General features: G+C 71.1%; 8 protein-coding genes. 5 read left to right on the top strand and 3 right to left on the bottom strand.

Annotation, left to right across the window (positions count from 1 at the left end; translation table 11 throughout):
* Positions 1 to 33 precede the first annotated feature (33 nt).
* Positions 34 to 882, top strand: coding sequence for a hypothetical protein (locus ACGFIQ_RS29775; RefSeq protein ID WP_393248809.1), 849 nt, complete (start codon positions 34 to 36; stop codon positions 880 to 882).
* On the opposite strand, the gene ACGFIQ_RS29770 is transcribed toward ACGFIQ_RS29775, so the two are convergent.
* A complete protein-coding gene (locus ACGFIQ_RS29770; RefSeq protein ID WP_393248808.1) occupies positions 879 to 1208 on the bottom strand; it encodes a DUF6223 family protein in 330 nt (109 codons plus the stop codon). The genes ACGFIQ_RS29775 and ACGFIQ_RS29770 overlap by 4 nt on opposite strands.
* A gap of 192 nt (positions 1209 to 1400) precedes the next feature.
* On the opposite strand from ACGFIQ_RS29770, the gene ACGFIQ_RS29765 reads away from it, so the two are divergent.
* The gene (locus ACGFIQ_RS29765; RefSeq protein ID WP_393248807.1) at positions 1401 to 2507 is read left to right on the top strand and encodes a sensor histidine kinase; all 1107 of its coding nucleotides are present in this window, start codon (positions 1401 to 1403) and stop codon (positions 2505 to 2507) included.
* Complete coding sequence (locus ACGFIQ_RS29760) at positions 2504 to 3166, top strand: response regulator (RefSeq protein WP_393248806.1); 663 nt, start codon at positions 2504 to 2506, stop codon at positions 3164 to 3166. The genes ACGFIQ_RS29765 and ACGFIQ_RS29760 overlap by 4 nt, the downstream gene beginning before the upstream one ends.
* A 23-nt stretch (positions 3167 to 3189) precedes the next feature.
* On the opposite strand, the gene ACGFIQ_RS29755 is transcribed toward ACGFIQ_RS29760, so the two are convergent.
* Together ACGFIQ_RS29755 and ACGFIQ_RS29750 are read right to left on the bottom strand one after the other, a co-directional pair.
* Positions 3190 to 3585: a VOC family protein gene (locus tag ACGFIQ_RS29755; RefSeq protein WP_393248805.1), complete on the bottom strand. Its 396-nt coding sequence runs from the start codon at positions 3583 to 3585 to the stop codon at positions 3190 to 3192.
* Positions 3586 to 3600: 15 nt separating this feature from the next.
* Positions 3601 to 4371: an ArsR family transcriptional regulator gene (locus tag ACGFIQ_RS29750; RefSeq protein ID WP_393248804.1), complete on the bottom strand. Its 771-nt coding sequence runs from the start codon at positions 4369 to 4371 to the stop codon at positions 3601 to 3603.
* A 122-nt stretch (positions 4372 to 4493) separates the two neighbouring features.
* Between ACGFIQ_RS29750 and ACGFIQ_RS29745 the strand changes: the two genes are divergently transcribed.
* Positions 4494 to 7448 carry an ATP-binding protein gene (locus ACGFIQ_RS29745; protein WP_393248803.1) on the top strand — a complete coding sequence of 985 codons (2955 nt, stop codon included), beginning with the start codon at positions 4494 to 4496 and terminating at the stop codon, positions 7446 to 7448.
* Positions 7449 to 7695: 247 nt separating this feature from the next.
* Positions 7696 to 13881: a S8 family serine peptidase gene (locus ACGFIQ_RS29740; RefSeq protein ID WP_393248802.1), complete on the top strand. Its 6186-nt coding sequence runs from the start codon at positions 7696 to 7698 to the stop codon at positions 13879 to 13881.
* The last annotated feature ends 55 nt before the right edge of the window (positions 13882 to 13936 follow it).

Here is a 13936-nt window from a genome sequence, read left to right as displayed (position 1 = left end):
GGCGGCTCACGCGGCTCGTGGCAGGATGCGCCCGTGCGTCCTCGGCTGTTCCTCCTGTCCGCCGCGGCGGTGTGCGCCGCCGTCCATGTCGCAGGCGTCCTGACGGCCCGTCCGATCTGGCGATACGCCGAGGTGCTGAGCATCGGTCTGCTCCTTGCCCACGCCATGGTCAGCCGATCGCCGGTCTCCCGCTGGGCGCTGGGCGTGTCCCTCGCGGTCCTGCTCGTGGACGCGGTCCGGACGATGCCGACCGCTCGGGACAGCGCCGGCTACGGCGTGCAGGTGTTCGTGCCGGGCCCGGCCCCGGAGACACCGTCCGCGTTCGAGTCGGGTCTCGCCCTCTGCTGGCCTTCGTTCACCGCCGTAGTGCTGCTGCTCGTCGCGTGGCGCCGCGGTGGTTGGCGTCGGCGGACGGCGGTGCCGGCCGTCGTGGGGGCAGCGCTGATCACCGGGTACGCGGCCGTTCGTGTTGTCGCCACCTGGCGTACCGCTGCTGCTGAACCTCCGCGAGCGACACGCACCGACGTGGCCGATCTGACGACGGCCGTGAGCACGGCGGTCCTACCGCCACTGGTTCTCGGGATTGCCGCGCTGGCACTCGCCTCGGCGCTTCTCGGCCACGGTCGGCGGCTCGCCTCGACCGGCGCGGCGCTGCTGGCCCTCACGGCGCTGCCACTGATGGACAGCTGCATCGCCGCGGTCCCGATGCCCCTGTACCTGTGGAGCGACAACGCCGGGTTCGTCTGGGATGCCATCACGCCCACGCTGGCCCTGCCGCAACCGATGCCGGCGCTCACGGCGATGGCCGAACTGACCGCGTACCTGCTGCTCGTCGTCGGCCTCACCCAACCAACCGGCGAACGGCATCGGACTGTGCCCTAGGCGGGGTGCGGGGATCGGGTCGCCGCGATCCCGCCGAGGACCACGGCGAGCACACCCATCGCCAGCGCCGCATAGCCACCCACGACTCCGCTGCCGCTGCCGGGACCTCCGTCGGCGGTGGCCACCACCCACCCCCCGACGACCGTCCCGATCATCCCCGCCACCAGGGCTACTGTCGTTCCCCGGCGTCCGACACGGCGGGCGAGCGCGAGCCCGCCGGCAATCGCGCCGGCCAACGCCACAAACGCGGCGGTGGTGGCCAGGAGGCGCCCACCGGTGAGGGTGTACGCGTCGACAGTGGACGAAACGATGTGCTGGACCGACATGGAATTCTCCTTCGATCGGGCTGGACGTCGCCCAATCCTGTCCCTCGGCACCATCCACCGGCGTCGTGCGGACGCGGTCACCTGGCGCTGCCGCGAACGCGGTAGGAGCGACGAACTACCGCGGGTGCGGTAGGTCGCCACTCCTTCGCGGGCACGAGTCGACCAGGGCGGTCTCCCCGCTAGAGTGCCCACATGAGCAGGGCCCGCATCGGCGTCCGGGACTGGGCGGTTGCGGTCGGTGTGGCGACCGTCGTCCTGGCCACCGGGCTTTCCGAACCGCGCGGCCTCGAACCGCTCGGCGGTGTGCTGCTGGCGGCCGGGGGTCTGGCACTTGCCGCGCGTCGCCGCGCCCCGCTCCCCGTGCTGGCGTTCACCGGGCTGTGCGCCGTGGCCGGGCAGTGGGCCGGGGTCGACGTGCCGGCCGTCGCGTACCTGTTCGCGGTGTACGCCGCCGTACGCGCGGGGCACCGCACCGGCACTGTGGTGGCCAGTCTGATCACGCTGGTCGCCCTTCCCGTCGCGGCCATGGCGTCGGGCCGGTACGACCCGAGCGAGGCGTTCGCGCAGGCCCGAGGCGTTCTCGAACTGGCCTGGCTGATCGCCGCGGGTGCGGCCGGGGAGGCGCTGCGCCAGGCCGAGCGGCGGGCGGACGAGGCCGAGCGCACCCGCGAGGAGAGCGCGCTGCGCCGTGCCGACGAGGAACGGCTGCACATCGCGCGGGAGTTGCACGACACCCTCACCCACCAGATCTCGGTGATCAAGGTGCAGGCCGAGGTCGCGGTGCACCTGGCCCGGAAGCGGGGCGACCCGGTGCCGGACGCGCTGTTGGCGATCCGGGACGCCGGTCGCGAGGCGTCCCGCGAACTGCGCGCGACCCTGGAGGCGCTGCGCGACGACGGAGACACGCGGTCGTGCGGGCTCGACCATGTCGCGGACCTGGTGCGACGCGCCCGGACGACCGGCCTGGACGCGACCCTGACCGTCGAGGGCCACCGCGCCGACGTGCCAGCCGCGGTGGACCGGACCGCGTACCGGATCGTTCAGGAGTCGCTGACCAACATCGTCCGGCACGCCGCGGCCGCCACGGCGTCGGTCCGAATCGACTACCGGCTCGACACGGTGGCCATCCGGGTCGACGACGACGGCGGGGCCACAACGGAGCTGGTGCCGGTGGCCGGGGTCGGGCTGCTGGGGATGCGCGAACGCGTCACCGCCCTCGGCGGCCGCCTCCGTGCCGAACCGCGCAGCGAGGGCGGCTTCACCGTCCAGGCCGAACTCCCACTGGCCCGCACGCCGTGATCCGGGTCCTGCTCGTCGACGACCAGGTGCTCATCCGTAGCGGATTCCGCGCACTGCTCAACGCCGAGGACGGCATCGAGGTGGTGGCCGAGGCCGCCGACGGTGCCGCCGGTGTGGCGCTGGCCAGGCAGCATCTGCCGGACATCGCGCTCATCGACATTCAGATGCCGTTCGTGGACGGTATCGAGGCGACCCGGCGCATCGCGGCCGACCCGACGCTGGCCGGGGTGCACGTCGTCATCCTGACCAACTACGGCCTGGACGAGTACGTCTTCGACGCACTGCGAGCCGGCGCGGCCGGGTTCCTCGTCAAGGACATCCGGCCGGAGGACTTCCTGCACGCCGTCCGCGTCGCCGCCCGGGGGGACGCGTTGCTCGCGCCGGCGATCACGCGCAAGCTGATCAACCGCTACGTCTCCCAGCCGCCGCAGCTGGATCCCGGCCTGGCGCTGACGGTCCTGACCAACCGTGAACGTGAAGCCGTCACGCTTGTCGCGAGGGGTCTGTCCAACGACCAGATCGCCAACCGTCTGGTGATCAGCCCGGCGACCGCGAAGACCCATGTCAACCGGGCCATGGCCAAGCTGCGCGCCCGCGACCGCGCGCAGCTCGTGATCATCGCCTACGAGGCCGGTCTGGTGACCCCGGGCGACAGTTAGGACGTGTGCCGCTCGTGGTGGGGTCAGCGTGCGTCCGGTCGGCGGGCGGGTTGGAACAGTTCGATGAGGTTGCCGGCGGGGTCGGCGAGCAGGATCTGGCGTCCGCCCGGGCCGGCGATCACGTCGCTGCGGAACGACAGGCCCGTACCGCGCAGTCGGTCGATCTCGGCATCCAGGTCATCGACGGCGAGGTGGATGCGGGTGCGTCCGCCGTGGGTCACGTCGTCAGGGGTGGCGCGGGCGCCGGAACTGGCCGGCCCGGACAGCAGCAGCCGCAGCGGGCCGCGCACGACGTCGGCGAAGGCGGGCACGGCGCTGCTGTGCAGGGTGAAGCCGAGACGGGTGGTGTAGAAGTCGATGGCCGCCTGGACGTCATCGACGATGTAGCGGACGCTGGCGTGCTGGTCGGGCAGTGTCATGGCGGCACCTCTTCGTCAGGGTCGGGTGGCGTTGAGGACGGGTATCAGGTGTCTGACGCGGGTGGCGATGTCGGCCGCGGTGCGCTGGAAGGCCGGGTAGCCGGCCTGGTCGGTGTCGTCGGCCGGGGCGGGGTCGGGGATGCTCCAGTGCGCGCGCCGGGGATGGCCCGCAAAGTCGGGGCATGCCTCGCGGGCCTTGTCACACAGGCTGATGACGTAGTCGAACCGGCGACCGGTCAGCGTGTCCCAGTGCCGGGGGCGCTGGCCGGTGATGTCGAGGCCGAACTCCTCACGGACCACCCGTATGGCATTGGGGTGCAGGCGGGGTTTGGGCCGGGTGCCGGTGCTGGCCACCTCCACCCGACCGTCGGTGTGGTGCCGCAGCAGGGTCTCCGCGATCGGTGAGCGGGCACTGTTGCCGGTGCAGACGAACAGCACGCCGAGGCGGGGTGCCTGCCCCAGGTCCACCGGGACTGCGTGCGGCGCGACGGGTGCCCGGCGCAGCGCCGGATGCAGCGCGGCGCCGGTGTCGGCCAGCGCCTTCGCGCACCGGTCCAGATCCAGGTGGTAGTAGCTGTCGCGGCCGTCGAAGCTGCTGCGGGTGGTGGCGACCAGGCCGCCGTCGCGCAGCAGTCGCAGGTGATAGGAGACCAGGCTCTGCGGCTCGTCCACGAGCGTCACCAGCTCTCGGACCCGGTAGTCGCTGGCCGCGAGCGCGGTCAGCAGCCGCCACCGCAGCGGATGGGCGGCGAGACGCACGAACGCCGGAGCGGTTTGACTCGACATCACCACAACCGAAAGATACATCAACCAGAGATGATCCATCAAATGGTTTTGATGGATTGGCGGCAGAGTGGCACCTGCCGCCAGTACTTGCGCCCGAGCAGCGAAAAGCGAGATCATCACGCATGCTCGACCCCTCGCCCGAGGACGACGGGACTACGCCGACGGTTTCCACACCGGACTTCGTGGGCCGTGCTCGGGAGATGGCGGCGCTCCGGGGCGCCCTGGCCCGGCCACCGGCGATCGTGCTGGTGGAGGGCGAGGCCGGCATCGGCAAGAGTCGACTGCTGCGCGAGTGGTTGGCGGCGCCGGGCCAACGCAGCGCCCTGGTCTCGGTGTGCCCACCGCTGCGTGAGTCACTGACCCTGGGGCCGATCGTCGACGCGTTCCGTGGGATCGACCACCCGGTGTCGCGATTGCCGCTCACCGCGCTCGCGGGTGCGCTACGGCCCCTGTTCCCGGAATGGTCGGCGGACCTGCCGCCCGCGCTACCGCCGTTGGACGACGCGAAGGCGGCCCGGCATCGGCTGTTCCGCGCCCTGGACGAGCTGCTGCGGGCTCTGCACGTCGACGTTCTCGTGCTCGAGGACGCCCACTGGGCCGACGAGGTGACCCTGGAGTTCCTGCTGTTCGTCACCTCCCGGCAGCAAACGGACGGACCCAGCCTCGTGATCTCCTACCGGCCGGAGGAGGTGGATGACGGGTCGCTGTTGCTGCGGCTGACGTCCCGGTTGCCTGCCGGCGTGACCCAGCTGCGGATCGCCCTGGCGCCGATGCGACCCGACGACACCGCGGCGCTGGTGTCCTCGATGCTGGACGGCAACCCGATATCGCAGGAGTTCGCCACGTTCATGCACGAGCGGACCGGTGGGGTTCCGCTGGCGCTTGAGGAGTCGGTTCGCCTCATGTACGACCGCGCCGACCTCGTCTTCCGCGACGGGCAGTGGGTCCGGCTGAAGCTGCGCGAGCTACGGGTGCCGCCGACGGTGCGCGACTCCACCCGGGAGCGGGTGGGCCGTCTGTCGCCGACGGCGCAGCAGGTGTTGCGCGCCGCGGCGACGTTGGCTGAGCGGTCGTCGGTGGCCACGATCGCGGTGACCGCCGGCCTGTCGCCCGCCGCCTGTCGCGGCGCCATCACGGAGGCGGCCGGCGCCGGTGTCCTGGACGGAGACGACCGCGGCCAGTGGCGATTCCGGCATGTGCTGGCCGCCACGGCTGTCTACGAGGCGATCCCGATGACCGACCGCAGACACGTCCACCTGCTGGCCGGCCGGGCCTTGGAGAACATCCATCCGCCGCCGGTGGCACGCCTTGCCCACCACTTCCGTGAGGCGGGCGAGACGCAGTCCTGGGCGCGCTACGCCGAGCAGGGTGCCGAGCTGGCCATGGCGTCGGGCGACCACACCAAGGCTGTCGACATGCTCGTCGACCTGTTGTCGTGGGCCGTCCTGCCGCCGGTGGACCGGGCACGGATAGCGCGCATCGCCGGAGTGGCCGCACTGGGCCGTCGCGAACCGGTCGACCAGGTCCACCAGCGGGTGATCCGTACCCTGCGCTCGGTGTTGGAGACCCCCGGTCTCTCCGCCCGCCAGCAGGCCGAGATCCGCAACCCGCTGGGTCGGTTGCTGATCACCGCGGGTGAGGCGCAGGCCGCACTCGGCGAGCTTGAGCAGGCGGTGGCCAACCTCGACCATGACCCGGTCGAGGCGGCCCGGGCGATGACCTACCTGGGCTGGGCCTACGCGGGACCGTGGCCGGCGTCGACCCACAGGCGTTGGTTGGATCGCGCCGCTGAACTCACCACCGAGTTCGCCTCGCCCGCGGAACGGCTGAACCTGGCCGGCAACCGAGCCGCGGCGCTGCTCATGCTCGGCGAGGAGGAGGCGTGGGACGTGGTCGCCGGCCTGCCCGTCGACGGCGCGACCTCGGCGGAGCGTCTGGACGTGGCCCGCATTCACACGAACGTCGGGACCGGCGCGGTGATCTGGGGCCGGTACGCCGACGCGGACGACCACCTCGCCGTGGCCATGCACCTTGCCGAGACCGAGCAGGCGTCCCGGTTGCAGCACAACGTCCGACTCGAACAGGCCAACCTGGCGTGGCTCACCGGCCGGTGGGAGGGCCTCGCCGAACAGGGCGCGGCACTCGCCGACGCGGACCGTGACCGTCCGGCGCACTACCTCGGCAGCATCCGGCTCGCGGCCCGGCTGGCCGCCGCAACCGGACGGCGGCGCGCCGCCGAGGAGCAGTTTCGCCTGGTCCTCGAGGAGTCCGCCCGTCTCGGCGCGGCCGACGACACGATGGAGGCCGCCGCCGCGCTGGCCAGGCTGTGGCTGACGGACGGAAACAGCGGCCGGGCGCTGCAGGTCACGAACGAGCCGATGGACACCGTCCGGAGGAAGGGCATCTGGATCTGGGCCACCGACCTGGTCCCCGCCCGGATCGAGGCGCATCTCGCCGCGGGTGACCTCAGGGCCGCGACGCGCCTGGGCGACCAGCTCGCCAGAGGACTGCGGGGCCGTACGGCGCCCGCGCCTCGCGCCGCGCTCGCCGGATGCCGTGCCCTGCTGCTCGCCGCGGCCGGCGACCACGCCCGCGCGGCCACGGCGTGGGATCGGGCGGCGCGCGCCTGGAGCGCGTTGCCGCGCCCCTACGACGCCATGCTCGCCCGCGAGCGGCAGGCCGAGGCGCTCATCGCGCACGGCCAACTCGAACACGGCCGAGAGCTGCTGGCCGCACAGTACGAGCAACTGTTCAGGCTCGGAGCCCGTGGCGACGCGGACCGTGTCGCACAGCGGCTTCGCGAACACGGCGCCGAGGTTCCGCGACTGTGGCGTGGCGGCCGACGAGGGTACGGCGACCAGCTCTCACCGCGCGAGCTCGACGTGGTCCAACTGGTCGTCGCCGGCAAGACCAACCGGGAGATCAGCCGGATCCTGGCCAAGTCACCGGCGACTGTGGACCAACAGTTGCGTGCGGCGATGCGCAAGTTGAAGGTGACCTCCCGGACCGCGCTCGCGGTCAAGGCGGTGGAGGCCGGAGTGTTCGCCGAAGAGGACTCCCTCGACGTCCCGTCGTGAATATTGACGTATCCGCTGGATAGCGACGGCCACTGATCCCGCCGAGCATGGCTGCATGATCCATAGCCCTTGGGCAATGCGTGCCTGAGCGACAAGTCGCGCGTGACGACGCCGCCATCGAGCATCCGCCACCACCTGAGCCGCCTCGCGAGCCGCACGTCAGCGCCCCCGACGCCCATGACGCCGACGGTGCCGACGACCACATGAACCACGACCCCTACCAACCCCTGTAGGTCGAAGGACTCTCATGAGAATCACAGCCCTCGCGGCAACGCTTGCCGTAGCGGTCGGCCTGAGCCTGATCCAGGCGCCACCGGCGTCCGCCGTCGAGCCGGATCCCGGCTCCGCCACCGACAAGATCGCCGCGAACCTGAAGGACCGCTTCCGCGCGGAGCCGAAGTCCGACTTCTGGATCACGTTCGACACCAGGGCCGACCTCGCGCCGACGAAGAAGATCACCGACTGGACCGCTCGCGGGCAGTTCGTCTACGACGCGCTGACCGCGGCGGCGAAGACCTCCCTGGCCTCCGTGTCCAGCGAACTCGACCGGGCCGGCGTCAAGTACACCTCCTACCCGATCGCCAACACGGTGCTCGTCAAGGGCGGCAACGAGAAGCTCGCCCGCACCGTGGCCGCGAAGTCGCAGGTCGCCGAGATCCACGCGACGCCGCAGGTCGCGCTGGTCAAGCCCGTCGACGAGAAGAGCCCCGGCGACCAGGAGGCCCGCCCCGCCCCGAAGGCCGCCGCCGAGGCGGGCACCACCACGTGGGGTCTGGACGCCATCCACGCACCGGAAGCCTGGGCCATGGGCGCCACCGGTGCGGGCATCACCGTGTCCAACCTCGACTCGGGCGTCCAGTTCGACCACCCCGCCCTGCTACCGAAGTATCGCGGCACGAAGCCCGACGGCACCGTCGACCACAACTACAACTGGATGGCCGGCCGCGGCACGTGCGTCGAGGCGCCGTGCGACGACAACGGCCACGGTACGCACACCATGGGCACCATCGTCGGTGACGACGGCACCAACCACGTCGGCGTCGCCCCGGACGCGCGGTGGATCGCGACGAACGGCTGCTGCGAGAGCACCGGCGTCGAGTCGCTGCTGCGGTCCGGCTGGTGGCTGCTCGCCCCGACCGACGTCCACGGGAACAACCCCGACCCGTCCAAGCGGCCCCACGTCATCAACAACTCGTGGGGCCAGACCGAAGAGCACAGCTTCAACGACTTCTTCCAGGCCATCGACGAGGCCTGGAGCGCCGCGGGCATCTTCAGCGTCTGGTCGTCGGGCAACACCGCGCCGTACGCGGCCTGCGACACCGTCTCCTCGCCCGGCTCCGCCGAGAGCGCCTACTCCGTCGGCGCCACCAGGTCGGACGGCACGCTCGCGCTGTTCTCCCGCAAGGGCGAGGGTGAGGGTGGCCGGATCAAGCCGGAGATCTCCGCACCGGGCGACGGTGTCCGTTCGTCGTACCCGGGCAACGGCTACGTCGAGATGTCCGGCACCTCGATGGCCGCCCCCCACGTCGCCGGCGCCGTCGCGGCGCTGTGGAGCTACGACCCGACCCTCATCGGGCAGGTCGAGGAGACCCGCCGCCTGCTCGGCGAGTCGGCCGTCGACGTCGACGACACCGAGTGCGGCGGCACCGCCGACGTCAACAACAAGTTTGGCGAAGGCCGGCTCGACCTCGTCCGCCTGCTCGAACTCGCGCCGCGCAAGGGCGGCACCCTCACCGGCGTCGTCACCGCCAACGGCGCCCCGGTCCCCGCCGCCGACGTGACGATCAGCGGACCGTTCAGCCGGTCGATCGGCACCGACAAGGACGGCCGGTTCACCACGAACCTGCCGGTCGGCGACTACCAGCTCAGCACCAGGGTCTTCGGCTACCTGACCGCGACCGCGAACGTCACGATCACCCTCGGCCAGGACACCTCCGTCAAGCTGCCGCTCACGGCCGCCGTGCGGCACGACATCAGCGGCAGGGTCGTCGACGACAAGTCGCGGCCCGTCCCGAACGCCGACGTCTCGGTCCGGGACACGCCGCTGAAGCCGGTACGCACCGATGCCAACGGCGCGTTCACGATCGGCGCCGTCCCCGAGGGTGGGTACACGCTCACCGTCAAGCCCAACGCCTGCTTCTCGGCCACGACCGTCGCACTGACCGTCGGCGCGCAGAACGAGGCGCGCGAGATCCCTGTCGGGCTCGTCGTCGACGAGGGCGGCTACAGCTGCGCCGTCTCCGAGGGCGAACACCTGCGCGGCACCGACCCGGTCACGTTCGGCAGTGGCGTGTGGGCGACGGTGCGGCTGCCGTTCCCGATCGCGCTCTACAACGGCAGCCACGACACCCTCGGTGTGGGCCTGCGCGGCGTGATCGCCCCGGACGGCGCCACCGGACCCGGCTTTGGCGGGGCGGGCATCTTCCCGTTCTACGTCGAGACCCCCGTCGAGTTCGCCCCCGGCGGGGGCGTCTTCACGGCAGCCACCAAGGTCAACGGCGAGGACGCGTTCGTCGTCGAGTACCGCAACGCCAAACTCTGGGCCTATCCGGACCGGACGGAGTACACGGAGCCGGTCAGCTTCTCGGCCACGCTCACCCGCTCCGGCACCGTGATCTTCGGCTACGGCGACGGCGTCGGGTCCGACGACCCGGTGACCGCCGGCTCCCACGCCGTCACCGGCATCCAGGGCTGGGCCGGCGTCAACGGCATCCGGTTCTCCGACAGCGCCCCCGTGCTGCGCGACGGGATGATCGTCACCTACGACCTGCCGGACTTCGGGTACCTCGACGCGACGGTCGTCGACCAGAACGACGCACTGCCGGTGGCCGGGGCCAAGGTCTCCTTCACGAACAAGTCCGGGCTCGTCGAGACCGTCACGACCAACGGGACCGGCATCGTGCACCGCCAACTTCCGGTCGGCGACTACACCATGACCGTCGAGGCGCCGAACTACACCACCACGGCGTACCCCTTCTCCCTCGACAAGCTCTACGCCAAGGCCACGATCGACGCGCGGCTGACCACGGGCGCCGCCGGTCTGAAGGCCGACGGCCTCGACGCACTGCTGGGCACCGACCAGAACGGTGTGGGCTCGCTGACGCTCACCAACAACGGTTCCGCCCCACTCACGTACGACCTGGGCGAAGCCGCCCGGCACCCCGAGCTCGACGCCGCCGGCGCCACCACGCGCACCGGGAAGGGTGCGAACAGCACGATCGACCTCACCGCGTGGAAGACCGGTGCGAGCGGCATGAAGCCGTCGAACGTCGACGGCAAAGTGGCGACGGTGAAGGCGGCGGAAGCACAGGCGGCCGCCGAGGTCGGCGCGACCTCCGGCGGTGACGTCATCACCCGGATCGCCATCCCGGGCACGATCGAGAAGAAGGAGCCCTCCGGCATCGGGTACGACGGCGACGTCTGGGTCCACGACTACAACGCCCGGACCAACACCGCGTACACGGTGACCGGCAAGCCGACCGGGAAGGCTTTCGACGCGTCGTGGAACCCCGCGTACCGGGCGTTCGACATGGCACTCGACACCAAGACCGGCGACATGTGCCAGATGGAGGACAGCCCGGCCAGCTACATCCACTGCTTCGACCGGACGACCGGGAAGGAGACCCGGCAGATCAAGGGTGACTGGTCCACGCTGCAACTGACCGGGCTCGCCTACAACCCGACGCAGGACGTGTTCTACGTCGGCGGCCGGAGGAACGGCCTGATCGGCACCGTCGCCGGAACGTCGCACGACAAGCCGGGTGCGCTGCTGTCGTTCTGCGCTCCGCCGCTGCCCGAGGTGATGGGCCTGGCCTACAACCAGTCGTCCGACACCATCTGGTACACCGATCTCACCTCGAACCGGCCCACCCGGCTGTTGCAGGTCGACCCCGACGACTGCTCGCTGGTGAACGCGTGGTGGTTCCCGGGCCAGAAGGTGGGCCAGGGCGGCGGCCTCGAAACCGACTCGACCGGGGCGCTGTGGGCGACGGACCAGCTCGCCGACGACGTCGTGCTCGTCGACGTCGAGGACGACCTGATCACCGACCTGCCGTGGCTGTCGCTCTCCTCGACCGGCGGCACCCTCGCCCCGGGCGCGTCGACGACCGTCAAGGTCACGGTCTCCTCGAAGAACACCAAGCCGGGAGTCCTCGGCGCGAACATCGTGGTCAGGTCCGACTCCGGACGCCAGTCCAAGACCTACGTCCCGGTGACGCTCACGACCACGAAGTACCAGGTCGGCGTCAACGCCGGCGGAGCGTCGTTCACCGACGGCTCCGGCTACACCTGGGCCGCCGACCAGCCCGCCGGCAAGAAGGCGTGGGGCTACGAGGGTAGGACGAAGGCCGCCGCCACGAAGGCCGCGATCAACGGTACGGCGGACGACGCCCTGTTCCAGTCGCAGCGCACCACGCAGGAGAAGCAGCTGTTCTACAAGTTCCCCGACGCGCCGAAGGGCACCTACGCGATCGATCTCGGGTTCGCCGAGATCGAGAAGGTGGCCAAGGGTAAGCGGGTGTTCGACGTCGTCGTGGACGGCTCGCTGACGGAGTACGCGTACGACGCGGCGGCGGCCGTGGGGCCGAACACCGCCGACTGGCGCACCGCCGTCGTGCAGCACGAGGGCGGTCCGCTGACCGTGGAACTGCGGGGCTCGAAGGGCCTGAAGGCCCCGACCGTTGCCGCACTGCGGGTGACGCTCGACCCACGCGCGGACGCGGCGGAGCCGGAGCCCCAACCCGAGCAGCCGGAGCCGGGCCCCGTGCCGGTGGCTCCCGCCGGCCGCTCGTACTCGATGAAGGTGACCGACGGGCTCTACCGCCAGGGCACGCAGGAGTCCGGGTGGCACGGCGACGACCTCTGCGGCCCGCTGTGGTTCGACTCCAGCTTCCTGGCTCCGTTCTACGACACGGCCTGGGACGGTGTGTGCGTCACGACGAACGGCACGCTGACCTTCGACCGCGCCAGCACGCTGGGGAACAACACGGCACTGCCGTCGCCGTACCCGATCGACGCGATCTATCCGCTCTGGGACGACCTCATCGTCGACGACGAGGCAGGCATCTACTACGGCACGACCCAGGTGGACGGGCTGGCCGCGCAGGTCGTCGAGTGGCGCGACGTCGCCTTCTACAGTGACCGGACGGCTCGGGTGAGCTTCTCGGTCACCCTGATCGCGGACGGGCGGATCCAGATCGGGTACGGCGACGGGATCGGCGGCGACAACCCGCTCACCCGCGGGTCGTCGGCGACTGTCGGCGTGGAGAGCCTGAACCGCAACCAGGCGAGCCAGTACTCCTTCAACCAGCCCGTCCTGAAGGCCGGCCTGGGGCTGGAATACACCCTTCCGGCCGCGGGCACGATCGAGGGAACGGCCACCGACGCGAACGACGGCAAGCCGATCGCGGACGCCATCGTCACGCTCAGCGGGCCGAGCGGTGAACGGGTCATCACGACCGACGAGTTGGGCCGGTGGAAGGCCCAGGCGCTGGTCGGCGAGAACACCGTGCAGGTGTCGGCGCCGAACTACGTCACCGCCAGCCGCCCGGTGACCATCGCCAGGAAGGATCAGGCCGAGGTGGTCAACACGGGGTTGACCACGGGCGTCGCCACAGTCACCGGCGGTGCCCTCGACTGGCTCCTCGACAAGGACCGGAAGGCGACTGCCGACGTGACAGTGACCAACACCGGCTCCGCCCCGCTCGACGTGCGGATCAGCGAGCAGAAGCGCACCGGCGACGGCGGGCACGAAGCGGCCGACCTGCCGTGGCTGACCCTCACGGGCGCGGCCGCGACCGGCACTGTCACGCTCGCGGTCGGCGCGTCCACCACTGTCACGGCGACTGCCGACAACGCCGGCGTCAAGCCCGGAGTGCTCGTCGGCGACGTGCTCGTGGCGTCCAACGCCGGCAAGGGCGAAGCCCAGCTCAAGCCGGTGCGCCTGGCGACCTCGGCCTACTGGAGGGGCGTCGACGCGGGCGGCTCGGGGTACGTCGATTCCGACGGCTTCTTCTGGGCGCCCGACCAGGCGCTCGGCTCGCGGCCCTGGGGCTACGTCGGCGGCAAGACGCGTACCACCAGGGCCGACATCGCCGGCACCGAGGACGACGCGCTGTTCCGCACCCAGCGGACCGGCGAGACGTTCAGCTACGTGTTCAAGAACGCCCCGGCCGGAAAGTACCGCGTCGCCCTCGACTTCGCGGAGATCGAGAAGGTCAAGGCCGGCAAGCGTGCCTTCGACGTCCTCGTCGATGGCAAGGTCGTGCTGTACGACCACGACGTGCAGGCGACCGTGGGCACGCTGACCGCGGACACCAACCTGGTCACCGTCGAGCACGCCGGTGGCGATCTGAGGATCGAGCTGCGCCGCGACAAGGGCGAGCACGACCCGATCCTCAACGCCCTCATGGTCCAGCAGGATCCGCGCCTCTGAGCTAGCCGAGTGGTCAGAGCCTCCGCGGCGAAGGATTGCCGCGGAGGCTCTGACC

The sequence above is a fragment of the Micromonospora sp. NPDC048898 genome (assembly GCF_043198035.1).
Classification (GTDB): domain Bacteria; phylum Actinomycetota; class Actinomycetes; order Mycobacteriales; family Micromonosporaceae; genus Micromonospora.
Note: the sequence above shows the minus strand (reverse complement) of the source record. Positions and strands in the feature narration are given on the sequence as shown.

What these genes read in the sequence shown, in the direction of transcription:
- ACGFIQ_RS29770 (WP_393248808.1), bottom strand. Translation starts at nt 1,208, where the DNA reads ATGTCGGTCCAGCACATCGTTTCGTCCACTGTCGACGCGTACACCCTC.
- ACGFIQ_RS29765 (WP_393248807.1), top strand. Translation starts at nt 1,401, where the DNA reads ATGAGCAGGGCCCGCATCGGCGTCCGGGACTGGGCGGTTGCGGTCGGT.
- ACGFIQ_RS29755 (WP_393248805.1), bottom strand. Translation starts at nt 3,585, where the DNA reads ATGACACTGCCCGACCAGCACGCCAGCGTCCGCTACATCGTCGATGAC.
- ACGFIQ_RS29750 (WP_393248804.1), bottom strand. Translation starts at nt 4,371, where the DNA reads ATGTCGAGTCAAACCGCTCCGGCGTTCGTGCGTCTCGCCGCCCATCCG.
- ACGFIQ_RS29745 (WP_393248803.1), top strand. Translation starts at nt 4,494, where the DNA reads ATGCTCGACCCCTCGCCCGAGGACGACGGGACTACGCCGACGGTTTCC.
- ACGFIQ_RS29740 (WP_393248802.1), top strand. Translation starts at nt 7,696, where the DNA reads ATGAGAATCACAGCCCTCGCGGCAACGCTTGCCGTAGCGGTCGGCCTG.